General features: G+C 35.9%; 10 protein-coding genes. 3 read left to right on the top strand and 7 right to left on the bottom strand.

Features of this window, described 5'->3' with window-relative positions:
- Nucleotides 1-142: 142 nt before the first annotated feature.
- From clpP to ACY2LT_RS08445, 7 genes are all read right to left on the bottom strand, one after another.
- Nucleotides 143-760 carry an ATP-dependent Clp endopeptidase proteolytic subunit ClpP gene (gene clpP, locus ACY2LT_RS08415; protein WP_491815111.1) on the bottom strand — a complete coding sequence of 206 codons (618 nt, stop codon included), beginning with the start codon at nt 758-760 and terminating at the stop codon, nt 143-145.
- A gap of 63 nt (nt 761-823) precedes the next feature.
- Nucleotides 824-3,160 carry a PAS domain-containing sensor histidine kinase gene (locus tag ACY2LT_RS08420; protein ID WP_491815113.1) on the bottom strand — a complete coding sequence of 779 codons (2,337 nt, stop codon included), beginning with the start codon at nt 3,158-3,160 and terminating at the stop codon, nt 824-826.
- A gap of 109 nt (nt 3,161-3,269) precedes the next feature.
- Nucleotides 3,270-4,679 (bottom strand): PAS domain-containing protein, encoded by a 1,410-nt coding sequence (locus tag ACY2LT_RS08425; RefSeq protein WP_491815114.1) that lies wholly within the window; start codon nt 4,677-4,679, stop codon nt 3,270-3,272.
- A gap of 7 nt (nt 4,680-4,686) precedes the next feature.
- Complete coding sequence (locus tag ACY2LT_RS08430) at nt 4,687-5,949, bottom strand: hybrid sensor histidine kinase/response regulator (RefSeq protein WP_491815116.1); 1,263 nt, start codon at nt 5,947-5,949, stop codon at nt 4,687-4,689.
- 12 nt (nt 5,950-5,961) lie between these two features.
- Nucleotides 5,962-9,693, bottom strand: a complete 3,732-nt coding sequence (locus ACY2LT_RS08435) for a PAS domain S-box protein (RefSeq protein WP_491815117.1) — start codon at nt 9,691-9,693, stop codon at nt 5,962-5,964.
- Between the two features lie 14 nt (nt 9,694-9,707).
- On the bottom strand, nt 9,708-10,217 hold the full coding sequence (locus ACY2LT_RS08440; protein WP_491815118.1) for a sensor histidine kinase: 510 nt from the start codon (nt 10,215-10,217) through the stop codon (nt 9,708-9,710).
- Between the two features lie 33 nt (nt 10,218-10,250).
- Complete coding sequence (locus ACY2LT_RS08445) at nt 10,251-12,815, bottom strand: PAS domain S-box protein (RefSeq protein WP_491815119.1); 2,565 nt, start codon at nt 12,813-12,815, stop codon at nt 10,251-10,253.
- A 253-nt stretch (nt 12,816-13,068) separates the two neighbouring features.
- On the opposite strand from ACY2LT_RS08445, the gene ppk1 reads away from it, so the two are divergent.
- The 3 genes from ppk1 (at nt 13,069) to ACY2LT_RS08460 (ending at nt 16,942) form a co-directional block, all read left to right on the top strand.
- A complete protein-coding gene (ppk1, locus tag ACY2LT_RS08450; protein WP_491815120.1) occupies nt 13,069-15,162 on the top strand; it encodes a polyphosphate kinase 1 in 2,094 nt (697 codons plus the stop codon).
- Between the two features lie 183 nt (nt 15,163-15,345).
- Nucleotides 15,346-16,554 carry a peptidylprolyl isomerase gene (locus ACY2LT_RS08455; protein ID WP_491815121.1) on the top strand — a complete coding sequence of 403 codons (1,209 nt, stop codon included), beginning with the start codon at nt 15,346-15,348 and terminating at the stop codon, nt 16,552-16,554.
- A gap of 10 nt (nt 16,555-16,564) precedes the next feature.
- Complete coding sequence (locus ACY2LT_RS08460; protein WP_491815122.1) at nt 16,565-16,942, top strand: response regulator; 378 nt, start codon at nt 16,565-16,567, stop codon at nt 16,940-16,942.

Consider the following 16,942-nt stretch of genomic DNA (forward strand, 5'->3'; position numbering starts at 1 on the left):
AATTATTCTACCAAAAAATATATGAAAAATCAATAAAATAGATTTCACGAGTTTATTATCTCAATTTTTTAAAATAAGGCAAATGCAAATAAAAAAGTCAGGACTGAATTTGCCCTGACTTGGTTATAAATTAGATGTTCAATTATTTTTCTTCTTCCGTTTGCTCGCTGTCTTTGTTTGGCATCAAAATTTTATCAATAATACCGTATTCAAGAGCTTCTTCGGGTGTCATATAATAGTCGCGGTCAGCGTCTTTGCGGATTTTATCGACATCCTTGCCTGTATGTTTTGCAATAATGCTGTATAAATTATCACGCATTCTGATAATTTCGCGAGTGTAAATTTCAATATCAACTGATTGTCCTTGCGTTCCGCCCGATGGCTGATGCATAAGAATACGGGAATTTGGCAACGCATACCGCTTGCCTTTGGTTCCGGCACACAGCAAAACCTGAGCCATAGAAGCACACATCCCAATAGCAATAGTTGTAATATCTGGCTTTATGTATTGCATTGTGTCGTATATTGCAAGTCCGGCGCTCACACTTCCACCCGGAGAATTAATATATAAGTGTATGTCTTTTTTAGGGTCTTCGCTCGCTAAGAAAAGCAACTGGGCTATGACAAGCTCCGAAATATGGTCATCAATTGGTCCGCCAAGAAAAATAATCCGGTCTTTGAGCAACCGTGAATAAATATCATAAGAACGTTCGCCACGACTTGTTTGTTCGATTACAATTGGCACTAATTGGTCATTCATATTCTTCCTATTAATAAATTATACAGTAATAAAACGAGAAGACGAACAAAGAGCGAAACAATTTCATTCTGCTTTGTCTAATTCTACAAAAAATATTGAGCCTTCGTTAGGTTTGCTTTCCACCCAGATTCGTCCCTTGTGGTAGTCGATAAACTCTTTGCAAAGCAGCAGTCCCAGTCCGGTGCTTGATTCGTCTTCGGTTCCGGTGCGGGAAACTTTTTCGGCAGGGTTGAACAACTTGCGTTTGAGCTCGTCATCCATTCCGATACCATAATCTTTGATGGAAATAACATATTTATTCCCACTTTCAGTAATTCTTATCTCAACTTTTGCACCTCGAAACGAAAATTTGAGTGCATTCGAAAGCAAATTGCGGAAAATTGTATTCAGCATTTGCAAATCGCCAAACACATAAGCATCGTTTTCTATTCCAAGATATAAAGTTACTTCCTTTAATTTGAAACTATTTATAAGTAAATCAGTAACATTTTTTAATACCAATCGAATATTAAGCCTTTCAGGGTTAAATTGTTTTTTTCCTCTTTGCACTCTTGACCATTCGAGCAGATTTTCGAGCAATTCGAGAATATTCGAAGCAGATTTGTGCATATTCTCGGTATATTCCTGCAATTCTGTTAGCGTAAGTTCTTTAAGATTCTCGGAAAACAATTTGGACATACCGACAAATGAAGAAATTGGTCCTTTTAGGTCGTGAGCAATAATCGAAAATAGCCTATCCTTCTGGTCAATATTTTCTTTCAATTTTTCACGACTTTCAATTAACTCATTTTCATATTGCTTTTTCTCTGTTATGTCTGTTACTGCCCCAATTTGATAGATTACACCAGGCTCGTCCGGCTTTGTAAATGGTTTGATGTGGTCTAAAATCCAGCGTATTTCGCCAGAATTTCTCAATATTCTATATTCAGCTTTTATTTCTTCTAAGTTATTTAAACGAGGAATAATTTCATCCCTAAATTTCTTTAAATCTTCTTGATGTATTATTTTTAAGATTGTTCTATAAGCATCCTTGTAATCACTTAATTTGTAGCCCGTTATTTTTTCGAAACCACCCAGCAGCCATAATACATCTATCTCTCCATCGGGCATTACTTTCACCAGATAAACATAATCGGTAATCATCTCCGAAATCATTTTATAGCGTTCGTTAGTTTCGCTAAGCATTCTCTCAAATGCTTTCTTATCTGTTATGTCGCGCCCGACAACAACTAAGCCTTTGCGTTCACCATTTTCAATAATGGGTATTTTAATTACGTCAAAAATTCTGCTTTCGCCATCCGGAGTTGGTATTATTTCATCACCGCGAATTGGCTTGGCTGCTTTCCACGCTTTTTCATCAGAGAAAATACAATATTCGAGTGCATCTTTATAAAATGGTGCGTATTTAGCAAGTTCTGCATCAGTCTTTCCGCGATAATCAACATTTTCTAATCCAAAAAGCTTCAAGTTGAAATCATTGGTAATTATCCATCGACCTTCACCATCTTTAAAAGTAATTATATCTGGAATTGTATTTATCAAAGTTCGCAGTCTCAACTCGCTTTCCTGCAAAGCACTCTCAATGAGCATTTTTTCGGTAACATCTTCGATTAGCGTTGCGAACTGAAGCTTACGTGGTGAAAAAGCAATTACTTTGAAGTATTTATCTAATTCTTGCGAATATTTCGTAAACTTTTCGACTGTCGAATTTAGTGCGACATCTCCGTATTTCTCGATCCAGTAAAACTCAGTTTCCGGGAGCACTTCTTTTACTCTCTTGCCAATAATATTCTCCCTTTTCAAACCTGTTAATTTTTCAAAAGCTGAATTGACATCAAGAAACATATAATCAACCGGATTTCCATCATCGTCGAGAATAATTTCGTGAAGAGCCAGTCCCTGATCCATTTTCTCTATTAGTTCCCGGTATTTTTCTTCACTTTCGCGAAGCCGCATTTCGGCAATCTTTCTCTCCGTTATGTCCTCTATTGTCCCTTCGTAATACAAATCTCCATCTTCATCAACTACTTTCTTGCCTATATCTCTTACCCAGATAATTGACCCGTCTTTGCGAACAAATCTATATTCTTCCGCAATCATATCAGTTGTCCCGAATTGTGCAGTTTGCACAACCCGTAATTCAGGCACAGCATAAAGGCTAAAAGCATTAACTTTTTTGAGCTCTTCAAACGATTCATAACCTGATAGATTAATTAATGCTTTGTTTGCATAAACGATTGTTCCGTCTGGCTTAGACTTGTATATTCCTACTGGCAAATCATCTAATGAAAAATGAATCTCAGCTGAAATCTCTGAATTAGACATATTCGCTTCTTCTCCTTCAATATTTGTTTGAAGGTTTTTATTAGATTTTTTTGTATGCCCTTTGTGATTTTTCATTTTAGGACTGAAAATATTTATGCTTCAATATAATTATTAATAAATTAATACATAATTAATAGAAAGTTAATAATTGTTAATGATGAATAAATGGAAAAATTACGAAGTACTAATCGGTTTTATCGAATAATTGAGTTAAATTGATTGAACTTACTACAAGGGATTCAATTTGATTATCTTCCCGTCTTACTGGATCTATGAAATAGATGAATTTTTCAAAATGTCCATCTGTTGCCGGTATTTCCAATTCAACCTGCGAACTTTCACCGCCAAAAGCCTTTAATAATTTCTCGAAAAGCAAATCTTTAAGATGTGCAGGAAATATTTCGTATATTCTTTTTGTGTTATCTAACTCGATACCAAAAAATTTCTTTACATCTTTTTCAAAACTCTTGTTGAAAGCAATAATGTTATAATTAGTATTAAGCAGGACAAAAGACTGACGCGTGTTGTTCAAAATTGCGTTCAACTTTCGTTCAGATTCTGCAAGTGCTTGCTGTTGTTGGAGTAAGGCTCTATCGACTTCCTTTCGATTTGTAATGTTAATTAGTGAGCATATAATGAAATTTTCGTTATTGAGTTTGAGTTTCTTTGAAAAAAGTTCTAAAATAAACTCCTCTCCGTTCTTCTTTCTTTCACTGGATTCAACAAAAAACTCATAATTTAGAACATTCGAGTAGTAATTATCAAATAGCTTTTTCAGTAAATCCGAACTTAAAAACAATTCAGCTTTTTTACCAATTAGCTCACCCTTTTTGTATCCAAACATTTTGCAAGCACTTTGATTAATTGCAACTACAGTAGCGTTTGTGTCAATTATTACAATTCCTTCGACCACTGATTCAAAAATCATCTGATACTGCTGCATACTTATTTCGGTTTGCATCTGAGCCTGCTTCAAATCAGTAATGTCGCGGGCAATTCCGTCAATTTGATATATTCTTCCGTTCTTGTCAATTTTTCTTGTTAATTTATCTAAAATATATCTAATCTGTCCATCTAATCTGTTTATCCTGTAAACAACTTCGAGTTGAGGTGTGTCCTCCAGCCTCGCTATAGCATTATAAAAAATATTCAAGTCGTCCGGGTGAATTAATCCAAACCATAAATTGTTCATTTTAGAAAGATTTTCAATTTCAATTCCATATACTTTTTCGACAGCTTTGTTAACATATAACAGCTTCATTATCGGATATGAAACTGACCACACAATATCGTCGATGAAATATAAAATTTCGTTGAGATGTTCTTCCTTGGCGCGGAGTTCTCTCTCGATCTGTTCTAATTTAGATTCTTTTTCATACAACTCCTGAGTAATTTGATTTATCTTTTCTTGTGTTTTATCAATAGTTTCATTAAGAATTGCAATACTTTCGAAATACGAATAATCACTTTCATAAATAAGAGAGGATTTTTCAACTCTATACATAAGAGCAGAAATAATTTTCTCCGCTTGCTTCAATTTTTTCTGTAATTCAGCAATAGGATTGGGGATTTCATTATTTTGATTTTGATGCATCGATTGCTTAATCCTCTGCCGGAATATCTACAAAAAAAGTTGTTCCTTCATTCAATTTACTTTCAACTGCAATTTTCCCACCCATCTTTTCAATAAAATCACGACAAATTACAATGCCCAGACCAGTTCCTTTCTCTTTTTCTGTTCCGGGTGTCGATTGCACCTTTTCAAGCGAAAAAAGTTGCAATATTTTCGCTTCATCCATTCCAACTCCTGTATCAGAAACAGATAAGCGAACAAACGGCTTCCCATCGATTGAAACTTTCTCAGCATTAAGTGTTACTTTCCCGCCCTTGTGAGTGAATTTTATTGCATTAGAAACAAGATTCCTTACAATTGTAGCCATCATATTATTGTCGAAGAGTGCATAAGTGCTAACTGGAACGTTATTTTCAATAGTAATGTTTTTCAATTCTGCCTGCTGGTTTAGTGTTAATAGTGTTCCACCTATAATAGATGCCAGATCTTCATTTGTGATGTTCATCTGAAGTCGTCCCATTTGCGAACGCGACCACTCAAGCAAATCTTCAAGAAATTTATATGTTTGCTGTGCAGTGTTATTTAATGAACGAACCATATCTGCTAACTCGTCCTTGCTAAATTCATCTAAGTGGTGATTAATAATATCTGTCATTGTCAATATCCCGGCAAAAGGACTCTTTAGATCGTGCGAAACAATCGAAAAGAATTTATCTTTCATTTCATTTAGTTTTTTCAATTCTTCATTGCTTTTCCGCAGAAATGTTTCATTTTGAATAAGTTGTAAATATAATTTATTCAAATGTTGCGACTGAGTTTCTAAATCTTTATATGCTTTGGTAATCTGTTCGTTTTTTTGAAGTAGTTCAGTGTTTTGCTCTTTTATCAAATCTTTTGAGTTTTTCAGATCAAGATGCGTCTTAATTCTTGCCATTACTTCAAGAGCATTGAAAGGCTTAGTAACGTAATCCACCCCACCAATTTCAAAGGCTTTAAGAATATCTTCTGTTTCAGTTTTTGCTGTAAGAAAAATAATTGGTATTTCACGGGTTAGCTCATCATTTTTCAATATTTCGCACACTTCGAAACCAGACATATCGGGCATCATAATATCGAGTAGTATTAAATCGGGTGTTTTACCACGAGCTGTTTCTATTGCTTTCGGTCCGTTGTCAGCTATTAACAGATTGTAATGCTCACGCAACAAAGTGCCTATCAAACGAATGTTTTGTGGCTGGTCGTCCACAACAAGAATAGTATTTTTTCTTGTAGTGTGCGGAATATTATTCATAAATTCACCAATTTATTTTAATTTATGATAAATCTCACTGAATGCTTTCGACAGATTTTCAATTTCGAAGTTATCAAAATAATTATTTAGAATGCTTACCAAACTAATTAATTTTTCATTATTATTTGTTTCTGCAAATTCTCTTAATCTGTTGATAAATTCCTCCGCTTCCTGCAAATCTGTATATTTAACCAAATTTTCAACTTGATTTGCAAATAATATAGAAAATTGTTTGAAAATATCCGAATTAATTGAATTTAATAATTCATTAATGTCGCTTTCAGCAATTCTCTCTTCTTGCACCGATTCTTTTTCGCTTGCAGAGAAATCAAGATGCCTTACAAGTTCAGAAATTATCTCATTGCGATTAGCCGGCTTTCGGAGAAATCCATTGAAAAGTGCCCCAATCCTTTCTTCATCTTCTTTCATCGACGAGGCTGTGAAGGCAATAATCGGTAAGTTCTTGAGCCCAAGCTCATCACGAATAACCTTGAGTGTCTGGTATCCGCTCATTTCCGGCATTCGTAAGTCCATCATAATTAGATCTGGCTGAGTTGTGCGAAGCAATTCAATTGCTTTTCGACCACTGTTTGCTTCCAGAATAATGATATTTGTATCTTCAAGGTATGCCCGAACAATATCTATATTTTGCTGTATATCATCTACTATCAGCAGCTTTGCTCCTTTGAAGTCTATTGTTTTATTCGACCAATCTATCTGCTCGGTTGTTTTTTTGAACTCATCGAGTCGCTGAACGTTATAAAGCCGGACAGTGAAAGTAGAGCCTTTCCCAAGCTCGCTTTCAACTGTGATTTCTCCACCCATCATCTTAACCAATCGGCTCGATATTGCAAGCCCAAGTCCGGTTCCTCCAAAATGCTTTACGCTAACAGTGCTTGCCTGACGAAAAGATTCAAATATTAAATCTTTGTCCTCTGGTGCGATGCCAATTCCTGTATCTTTTACATCAATTTTCAAGTTGTAGTGCTGATTATCTACTTTATTGTGCGAAAGTGAGATGAACACGCCACCTTCTTTTGTAAATTTAATAGCATTTCCGACTAAATTGATAAGTACCTGACGAATTCTAACTTCATCAAGAAATAGATTATCTGGCGGATTTTCCTGTATATTGAGTTCAAACTTTAATTTTCTTTGGTTTGCCTGCTCGAAGAAAATCTGGTATATATCATTTAATGTTTCTGAAATATTTACCGGCTCGGGTTGAAGTTCTATCCGCCCCGCTTCAATCTTAGATAAATCAAGAATATCGTTGATTAATGCAAGTAGTGTTCTTCCACTTTTCTGAATCGTTTCAAGGTATCCTCTGAAAGGTTGTTCTCGTATTGATTTAATCATTATATCAGAAAATCCCAGAATAGCGTTCATCGGAGTACGTATTTCGTGGCTCATATTTGCCAAAAATTCAGACTTTGCCCGGTTTGCATGGTCCGCTATTTGCTTTTGCTTTATGATTTCAAGTTCGAATTGATTTCGGGCTAATGCTCCTGCAATAATTTCAGCTGCAAGCCTGAATAATGACACTGTGTCGAAATCCCAGCTTTTCTCTTCTTGCAACGTATCGAACACTATGAAGCCAATCAATTCATTCCCGTAATACATCGGAACGCTGAGTAAAGAAACAATTCCGATCTCAAGAAGAGTTGCTTTTTCCTCGAATTCATCGGGGAGTTTATTAACGTTTTGTATCTGAACAAAATCATTGTTCTTGAAAATTTCAATCCATCGCTGAACTGTTCTATAGCGTATCAAACTAATTTTTTCAATTACTTTTGACACATTTTCCGACATCCAGCTGTATGTATTTTCTATATGCTGACTTGATTCGTATATCGAAAAGATATATACTCTGTCTGCTTCGGAGAAGCGACCCAATATTTCAAGTGAAAATACTATACCGCTATGCAAATCCTTTGCTGTAGATTGAATTAATACTGAGGAAAGTTCATTAATTATTGAGTTTAATCTATACATTCTTTCTAATTTCTTCTCGGATAGCTTGTTTTCTGTAATATCCCTGACCAAAGCCATTACTAAATTGTTTCCAAACGAACTAATCCGCACTTCATAGTATTTATATTTATTTCTGTAAGTTATATCGAATTCGTATCGTTGAAGCTTTCCTGTTTCCAAAGATTTTTCGAAATAATATAAAAGATTTTTAGCAATATCTTCCGGAAGTGTTTCATTTAATTTTTTACCGATAAAAAATCTTGGAGGGATTAGCAATTGCTCAGGATTTGATGTATGATAATCAATAAATCTACCATCTCGCGTCAGAATAAATACAAGGTCTGGAGATGAATCGAGAAGTGCACGGTTTCGCGCCTCACTTTCACGTAAAGCTTCGTGTGCCAGTTTGCCTTCTGTCATATCTAATCCCAGACCGAGCACGCCGATGATTTTCCCCTCTTCGTCTGTCATTCGGGACTTCACTATTTGGAGGTAGTGTTTTTGCCCATCATTGAAAGTTACTTCCTCGATAAATTCGATAGGTGTTTGCGATTGAATTGCCTGCCGGTCCGTCTCTTGCAACCGTTTTACTTCATCTTCTGTAAAGGATAATTCACCACCCTGTCTTGTGCTTATTCGCATAAGCATATTTTCGAAAATAGTATTGCTTTCCGGATCGTTAAGCCAGATAAAAATTGGTGCATTGTCTAATATTGATTCTATTAATTTCTTTTGCTGGTTTAAACTGATTTCTGCGAGTTTTTTTTCTGTAATATCACGGTTAGAAATTCTTCGTCCTAAAAAATTACCTTGTCCATCAAAAATTGGTCTGTTAATATGCTGAATATATCTTATTTCGCCGTCCTTACGCTTTATTCGGAATTCGAGTTCAAGTGTTCTGTTTTCTGCACCAACATCAGCTGTTTCAGAAAATAAATCATAATCATCTGGGTGAACTATATTAAATATTAAATCAGGATTTGTGATGAATTCATCAGGGAGGTACCCGGTAATGCGTTCGCAGGATGGAGAGATATACACATATTTGTTTTCCGGGTCTATCCAGTATTCCCAGTCGTAAGTGTAATCAGCAAGTGTTCTGAATTTTCGCTCGCTGCTAAGTAGCTTTAATTCGGCTTCTCTCTGATAAGTAATATCTGATGCAATCCCGTCTAACCTACATTTGTTTAGCATTTCGTCTTTTGTCATCCGGAAGCGGTTTCTTATCCAGCATATTTTACCGCTTGGAAGAAACACCCTGTATGTTGTTTCTTGAAGTTCACCGCCTTTCGCAAGTTCAATTTTTCGTTCAAAATCACCTCTATCTTCGGGATGAATAATATCCAGCCACAGCTGAGGATATTTCCTGAAATCTTCCGCCGGAAACTCAAATATTTTTTCTATACTTTGGTTTGTAAATAATAGATCTAACTCTGGATAAGATGCCGACCAAACTATATCATCAAGCGAATTAATTACAGCATAAAGTCTTTCTTCTCTGGCTTTCAGTGTATTTTCATACGTTTTTTTTTCTTCTGCAAAATGCAATAATTCGGAATAAATGGATTGAAATTCAATATTCTTCTTCTCTAAAATTTCATTCAGCAACGCATTTGTTTCGAACAGCCCGAATTCGTTTTCATCAATTGACTGACTTCTCTCAATTCTTTCAATTAACGCTTTCTGTATTTTCTTAGCTTTGCTTAGTTCCCTTTCGAGATTCCTTATTCTTAGAATAAGTTCGTCGATATTGCTGTTGTTGTTATGCATAAGTTCATTGGAAATCAAGAATTTTTAACAATAGGAAGAGTGAAGAAAAATGTTGTTCCTTCATTTTCCTTACTGTTAAAATACATAATTCCGCCGTGTTTTTCAACAAATTCTTTGCATAAGATTAGTCCAAGTCCCGAGCCCGTTTCCTGTTCTGTTCCTTTGGTTGAAACTTGCGAATCTATCCTGAATAATTTATCTTTAATTTCTTCAGGGATACCTACTCCATTATCTTCGACAGCAATTTCAGCAAAGTCTCCTTCCACTTTATTTACGAATATCTTGATTCTACCACCACGGTGAGTGAATTTTATACCGTTCGTTACGAGGTTCCGGATTACTCCGGTTATCATATTTCTGTCGCAATAAACTGCAAAATCATCAGGCACATCAATAGATAGATTTATCTCTTTATTATTGGCAAGTTCTCTTAATGTATATAGAGAATTATTAACGATTTCCTTTAATGTAATTGTTTCAGGATTGTATGGTATTTTCCCAAGTTGCAAACGGGACCATTGCAATAAATCATCAAGTAGTTTATATACTGAATTTGCTTATTTGTATATAGCTTGCGACATTTTTCTAAGTTCTCTCAACGACAAATCTTCCAGATCTTTTGCCATCATATCTGTAAGCCCCAGGAAGCCACTGAACGGACCACGCAAATCGTGAGAGATAATCGAGAAGAACTTATCCTTTGCCGATATTGTATCTTGAAGTCTTTTTTGAGTTTCTTCAAGCTCTTTAATCAGATTGTCTTTTTCTTGCAAAGTTTGCTCTATCTTTTGGTTCGAAAGTCTTAATGCGTCTAACAATGCTCGTTGCTCCTCTTCGGATCGCTTTTTGGCGTCAATATCTTCAATGAAGCATAAAATTTCATCATCTTTTAGCAATACTGTGGAAATATTTGCCCAGAATATCTTTTCATCTGCATCTTGCATTATTACTTCTATTTTTTGATTTTCACCGTTTAAATGAGCAATTGTATCTATAAACAAATCTTGCTTCTGGAAAATATAGTAAACAATATTGCTCCCGAGCAAATTTTCTTCCGATGTTTTGAGTAGTTCCTGAAATGCCCGGTTGCATCCACGTATTTTGCCATCTCTCCCAAGAGATACAATGCCCATAGGTGCAGATTGGATATAAGTTTTGAATGTTTTATAGCTTTGTTCAAGCAATTTCTCATTTGTTTTCTTTTGCGTAATATCAAGTAAGTTTAATAATACATATTGACTACTACCGGATTGAATAAAAGAGGTTGTAGCCAGAAATGTATATTCTCTAAGAACTCCGTTAACCATCAATTTGGCTTCGTGTTCTATTCCGGTAACGCTTTGTTTTGTTTCAAGTGTTTTTTGAATTGCTTTATTCAGATGGCATTCGGCGCAATTTGGTCCGAATCCACATCCAAGCTCCGAATCATCCTCGTGAATGCAACCAAAACAACCACAAGCTCGCTTGTTGATTAGTTCCTCAAGTGGTATTCCCAAAAAGTCAGTTGTTGTTTTGTTGGCGTAAACAATTCTCGAACTTGTGTCTAACAAACTTATCAGAACCGGAGAACTATCATAAATAGCCTGTAATTCAGAATTTATTTTGTTAAGTTCTTTTATTAACTCTCGTTCGTATGTAATATCACGCTTTATTGCAACATAATTTATAATTTTCCCATTATCATTTTTAACTGGTGTTATTGTTAAAAACTCGACGTATTTAGAACCATCTTTTCGTCTGTTTATTATTTCTCCTTTCCAGGTTTTGCCGTTTGCTATGGTTCTCCACATTGTTTTGTAGAATTCTTTATCCTGCTCGCCGGAATTAACGAGATCTCTCGGATTTTTTCCTATTGCTTCATCCAGAGAATAGCCTGTGAGCTCAATAAATGCAGGATTTGCATATTGTATGTTGCCTCGGACGTCTGTAATTACAACACTTTCCGAAGTTGCACCGATAGCAGAACTAAGAAGCAGTAGTTTCTCTTCTTGCAGGCGTTTTTCTCTATCAATATCTATATGGGCAGCAATTATTTTTGTTGGGTTGCCATTTTTGTCCCATTCGGTTATTTTACCGTTGCATTTCACCCATTTCCAACTCCCGTCTTTTGTCTTCATCCGATACTCGTGGCTAAACTTTCCGCTTTTATCAGATATTAATTCCTGAATTGACGTTGATACTTTTTCTCTGTCTTGTGGATGAATATGTTCAATCATATTTTCTACGCTGTTTTCAAATTCATCGGGCGTATATCCCAGCATTTGATAGAACTTATTATTAAAATTGATGTTCCGGTTTACAATATCAAATTCCAGAATACTGTTTTCTATAATATCTGTGATTGTTTCCAGCTTTGTTAAATTATTTTTACGTATTGTAATATCTCTTGCAACACCGACAAAACCCATTAAAATATCGTCCTTAATTACTGGTCGAGAAGATACTTCAAGCCAGATAATTTTTCCTTCTTTATTCGAAAAGGGGACTTCAAAAATTGCATCTTCAATAATTCCTTTCTCCAAAAAAACATTGCGTCTATTCATTAAAACATTATACAGTTCGCTTTCTTTGGTAATATTCAATAATTCAAAAACAGATTTTCCAACTGCTACTTCGCAAGGCAACCCCGAAATCTTCGTAAATGCAGGAGAAACATATTTTATTAAGTAATTATCGTCAACTTCCCACAACACATCCTGAATACTTTCCATATACAAATCAAATCGTTTCTTTTCAGTTAAAATAGTTTCCGATTGTGCCTTCTGAAGAGTAATATCTCGATTGTCTGCTATTCTCCCGATGTACTTTCCATCTTCATATATAGGTCTGCATATATGCGAAATTGTTTTAATTTTTCCGCTTTTTGTAACAATTCTGAATACTATTTCATTTGTTTCCGGGTTTTCCGAATAAGCTGTCTTTTTATGTTCAATGAATTGCTCTTTATCTTCTTCATAAATAACATCTATTAAAAAATTTTCATTCGCGGCTATCTCTTCTAGTGTATATTCCGTAAACTGCTCGACTGATTTTGAGTGGAACATTGCTTTGCCCTCTGCATCCACCCAATATATCCAGTCAGCAATGTTGTCAGCAATGATTTTTAATGAGTTTTCTTTCATAGTTTATCGTGATAATTTTTTAATTATTTTTATGTTTTATTATTGACTTTGTTAATATCAGAATATTGCATACAAAATTATCATCTTAAAAGAATAATACACTTCAGAAAAAATACTTATTTTATATTATGATAATAATTATTTACTTGTAATAAATTTCTTTTGCAAGAGTAAATTTATTCCTATAATTACTTGATTTTTCGAAATATTAATATTAATTTATATACTTATTTGCAATTTAGTAGGAAGCACAATGAATAAATCAAACAAAGCTCAAACAAACAAAATAGATTATTTCGCTCCTCAATATTATATAAATCGTGAACTCAGCCTGATTGAATTTAACCGAAAAGTGCTGTTCGAAGCCACCGACAATCAGCACCCGCTGCTCGAACGTCTTAAATTTGTCTGCATTTTTAGCTCCAATTTGGACGAATTTTTTATGATACGAGTTGCTGGGCTTAAAAGCCAGATTGCCGAAGGTGTTATTGAATACTCTTACGACGGCAAAACTCCGCGTGAGCAACTAACAGAAATTCGTACCGCTCTGCTTCCGCTATACCAGATGCAGGAACAATTGCTAAACGAAGAAATATTGCCGGAACTTCGTAAATATGGTGTTGTTTTCCATCGTTTCGACGAACTTGATGAAAAAGATAAATCATATTTGGAGAAATACTTCCGCGAAAATATAATGCCGGTGCTTACTCCGCTAACTCTTGGTCCGGCTAATCCTTTTCCGCGACTGATTAATCGTAGCCTTAATATTGCTTTTGCTTTTCAGGATAATTTAGCTGACGATGAGGATCGTCGTATTGGGTTTCTGCAAATTCCCTCTGTTGTGCCAAGATTTATCCCACTCAACGGCAAACGCAAGCACAACTATATTCTGGTCGAGCAGGTTATTCGTGCATTTGCTGAACAACTCTATCCCGGAATGACTATACTTTCCTCGAACACTTTTCGTGTAACACGCGATGCTGATATTGAAATAGCAGAAGACGAAGCCGAAGATTTGCTTTCAGAAATCGCAGAACAAGTCAAACAACGCCGCTGGGGCGGCGCAGCTGTGCGTCTCGAAGTTAATTCCAATATGCCTGACTTTGTTGCCAACATTCTTATGAAATCACTCGATTTGGAACCAACAGACGTCTATAATCTTAACCGTCCGCTAAATCTCCCTGATTTTATGGAACTGCTCAAACTTGAGCTTAAGGATATTAAAGATAAACCGTTTTCCACACGCGACCTGCCACAGTTCAAGCAGGATGGTCCAGGTGTTTTCGAAGCTATTCGCCAGTCTGATCTGCTTGTGCATCATCCATACGATTCATTCACAAACAGCACTTTGCGTTTCTTAAATCAAGCTGCCGACGATCCGGACGTCCTCGCCATCAAGATTACTCTTTATCGAACAGGTCGATACTCCGCTATAGTCGAGGCTCTAAAACGTGCAGCCGAAAACGGAAAATATGTTACTGCTTTCGTTGAACTTAAAGCTCGTTTCGACGAGGAATCCAATATTATCTGGGCAAAGGAACTTGAAAATGTAGGTGTTCACGTTGTCTATGGAGTTCCGGGACTAAAAACCCACTGCAAAATTGCCCTGATTGTGCGTCGCGAAGGTGGAAAACTAAAAAAATATCTTCACCTTTCCACTGGGAATTACAACCAAGTTACTGCTCGCATCTATACAGACATTGCTATGTTTACCTCTAACGATGAATTTGGCGATGACGCTGTTGATTTGTTTAATTACCTTACAGGTTATTCTCACTACGACAATTGGAAACATTTTTCTGTTGCTCCGATTAATCTGCATAATAAATTGATCTTTTTGATTCGACGCGAAGCTGAACTTCATACCCCTGAAAATCCCGGACTTATTATTGCAAAACTTAATCAAATTGCTCAAAAAGAAGTTATTGCGGAACTTTACAAAGCATCTTCCAAAGGTGTCAAAATCCATCTGATTTGTCGGGGTGTCTGCTGTCTGAAACCCGGCGTTCCAAACATTAGCGAAAATATCGAAGTTCGGTCTATTCTCGGTCGCTTCTTAGAGCATAGTCGCGTGTTTTACTTCAAAAATGGTGGCAACGAAGAAGTTTATCTGTCCAGTGCCGACTGGATGACACGCAACTTGCTCCGCAGAGTTGAAATTATGTTCCCCGTTTATCAAACTCAAATAAAAAAACAACTGATCGAACTTCTCAATCTTTACTGGAAAGACAATACTAAATCCTGGAGATTGCTCCCAGACGGTTCTTACGAAAAAATTTCCCCGTCGAAAGGTGCTAAACCATTCTCTGTGCAGGAATATTTATTGGCAAACAATAAAAATAATTAATTATTCTCGACTTTTTTATGCTTTAATACGTCATAAATTTGAATTTATCATTTATTTGTTATAAATTATATTCTATTTATTTTCAATATTTTTGTGCTTTGTATGAAAAAAATACTGTTGTTAATATGTTTTCTGTTTATTAGTTCACAATTTGCGCATAGCCAGCTTACCCGAGGAGAAACAATGGACAAAGTGCTGGCAGTTGTTGGCAACGAGGTGATTTTGCTTAGCGACGTTCGGGGGCAACTTCTTATGATGGCTCAGCAGGATCCACGTGTTAATCCAAACGACCCTCAGCTTTTTCAAGAACTACTTGATGCCCTGATAAACGAAAAACTACTTATCACAAAGGCAATTGAAGATTCTATAGTTGTTACCGATGAACAAATCGAAGCTCGTTGGCAGGCATTTCTGCAAACCTTGCTTCAGCAATTCGGTTCAGAAGAGCGGGTGGAGCAGGTTTATAAAAAATCGATAAATCGGATTAAATTTGAATTACGCGACGATATTCGCAATAAATTACTTTCTGCTAATCTTGTTCAGCAACTTATTGGAAATGTTTCAATTACTCCGAAAGAAGTTGAGGAATTCTACAAATCTTATCGCGATTCTATACCAAAAGTGCCGGAAACCTATGAAATCTATCACCTTGTAAAAAACGTTGATGTCCGGCTTGACGAAAAAAAACGCACTTTTGAACTTGCTCGCAATGTTAGGGACTCCATTCTCCGAGTGGGTGATTTCGAAGGCTTTGCTGCCCGCTATAGTCAGGATTTTGCCACCTCATCGAAAGGGGGCGATTTGGGATGGGTCGCTCGTGGTAAGTTTTTCCCTGAGTTTGAAAATGCGGCATTTTCGCTCGAACCTGGCGATATTTCGCGCCCGGTTGAAACTCCTTTCGGGTTTCATCTAATTCAAGTGGTTGAAAAAAAGAAGGATGCTATTCACGCTCGTCATATTTTATTTAAAATTTCGCAATCGACAGAAGACTATGAACGTACTCGAGCATTTTTGGACTCGCTTCGCTTGGTTGCTATAGAAAATAATAATTTCCCTGAGCTTGCTCGCCTTCACTCTGACGATAAAGAAACACGAGGTTTCGGAGGCCTTATTGGTAGGTTGCCAATAAAAGAAATTCCGTCCAATTTTCGTGAACAAATTACTAAACTCAAAGATGGAGGTATTTCGGAACCTCTTTCGTATAATGTTGTCCAAAATAAGCCTGCTTTCCATATTATTTACAAAAAAGCAACTATTCCGGAGCATTTCGCTACTATTGAACAGGATTATGATTATATTAACAGTATTGCCCTTGACCATAAAAAAATGAAAATATATAACGACTATATTCAAAAATTGCGTAAGGAAATTTATTGGGAAATAAAGAAATAAAAGGCTTTTTATGGACAACAACAAAAAAATATTAATAGTTGATGATTCCATAGTTGCCCGGATGGCAATTAAAAAAATTCTATCAAAAAAATTTACTTCGATCAAAGAAGTAAGTAGTGGGACAGAAGCTATTAATTTACTAAAAAACGAGCAATTTGACTGCATTCTTGTCGATTACCTTATGCCGGGCATTAATGGAATTACCACAATCAAAATTTTACGTGAAATCGGCATTAACACTCCTATTATAGTTATTTCTGCCAACCAGCAGAAATCTATTTTAGACAAATTCAATGAACTTGGGGTTGTTGCCATTTTGAAAAAGCAAGTTGCAGAACAAGATTTGTTCGAAGCTGTCGAAAAAGCATTCTCTTCCTGCGGAGGTTAG

This window comes from Eximiradius proteiniborus, from assembly GCF_058546985.1.

Coding starts and splice junctions, on each gene's coding strand:
- clpP (WP_491815111.1), bottom strand. CDS start 760: ATGAATGACCAATTAGTGCCAATTGTAATCGAACAAACAAGTCGTGGC.
- ACY2LT_RS08420 (WP_491815113.1), bottom strand. CDS start 3,160: ATGAAAAATCACAAAGGGCATACAAAAAAATCTAATAAAAACCTTCAA.
- ACY2LT_RS08425 (WP_491815114.1), bottom strand. CDS start 4,679: ATGCATCAAAATCAAAATAATGAAATCCCCAATCCTATTGCTGAATTA.
- ACY2LT_RS08430 (WP_491815116.1), bottom strand. CDS start 5,949: ATGAATAATATTCCGCACACTACAAGAAAAAATACTATTCTTGTTGTG.
- ACY2LT_RS08435 (WP_491815117.1), bottom strand. CDS start 9,693: ATGCATAACAACAACAGCAATATCGACGAACTTATTCTAAGAATAAGG.
- ACY2LT_RS08445 (WP_491815119.1), bottom strand. CDS start 12,815: ATGAAAGAAAACTCATTAAAAATCATTGCTGACAACATTGCTGACTGG.
- ppk1 (WP_491815120.1), top strand. CDS start 13,069: ATGAATAAATCAAACAAAGCTCAAACAAACAAAATAGATTATTTCGCT.
- ACY2LT_RS08455 (WP_491815121.1), top strand. CDS start 15,346: ATGGACAAAGTGCTGGCAGTTGTTGGCAACGAGGTGATTTTGCTTAGC.
- ACY2LT_RS08460 (WP_491815122.1), top strand. CDS start 16,565: ATGGACAACAACAAAAAAATATTAATAGTTGATGATTCCATAGTTGCC.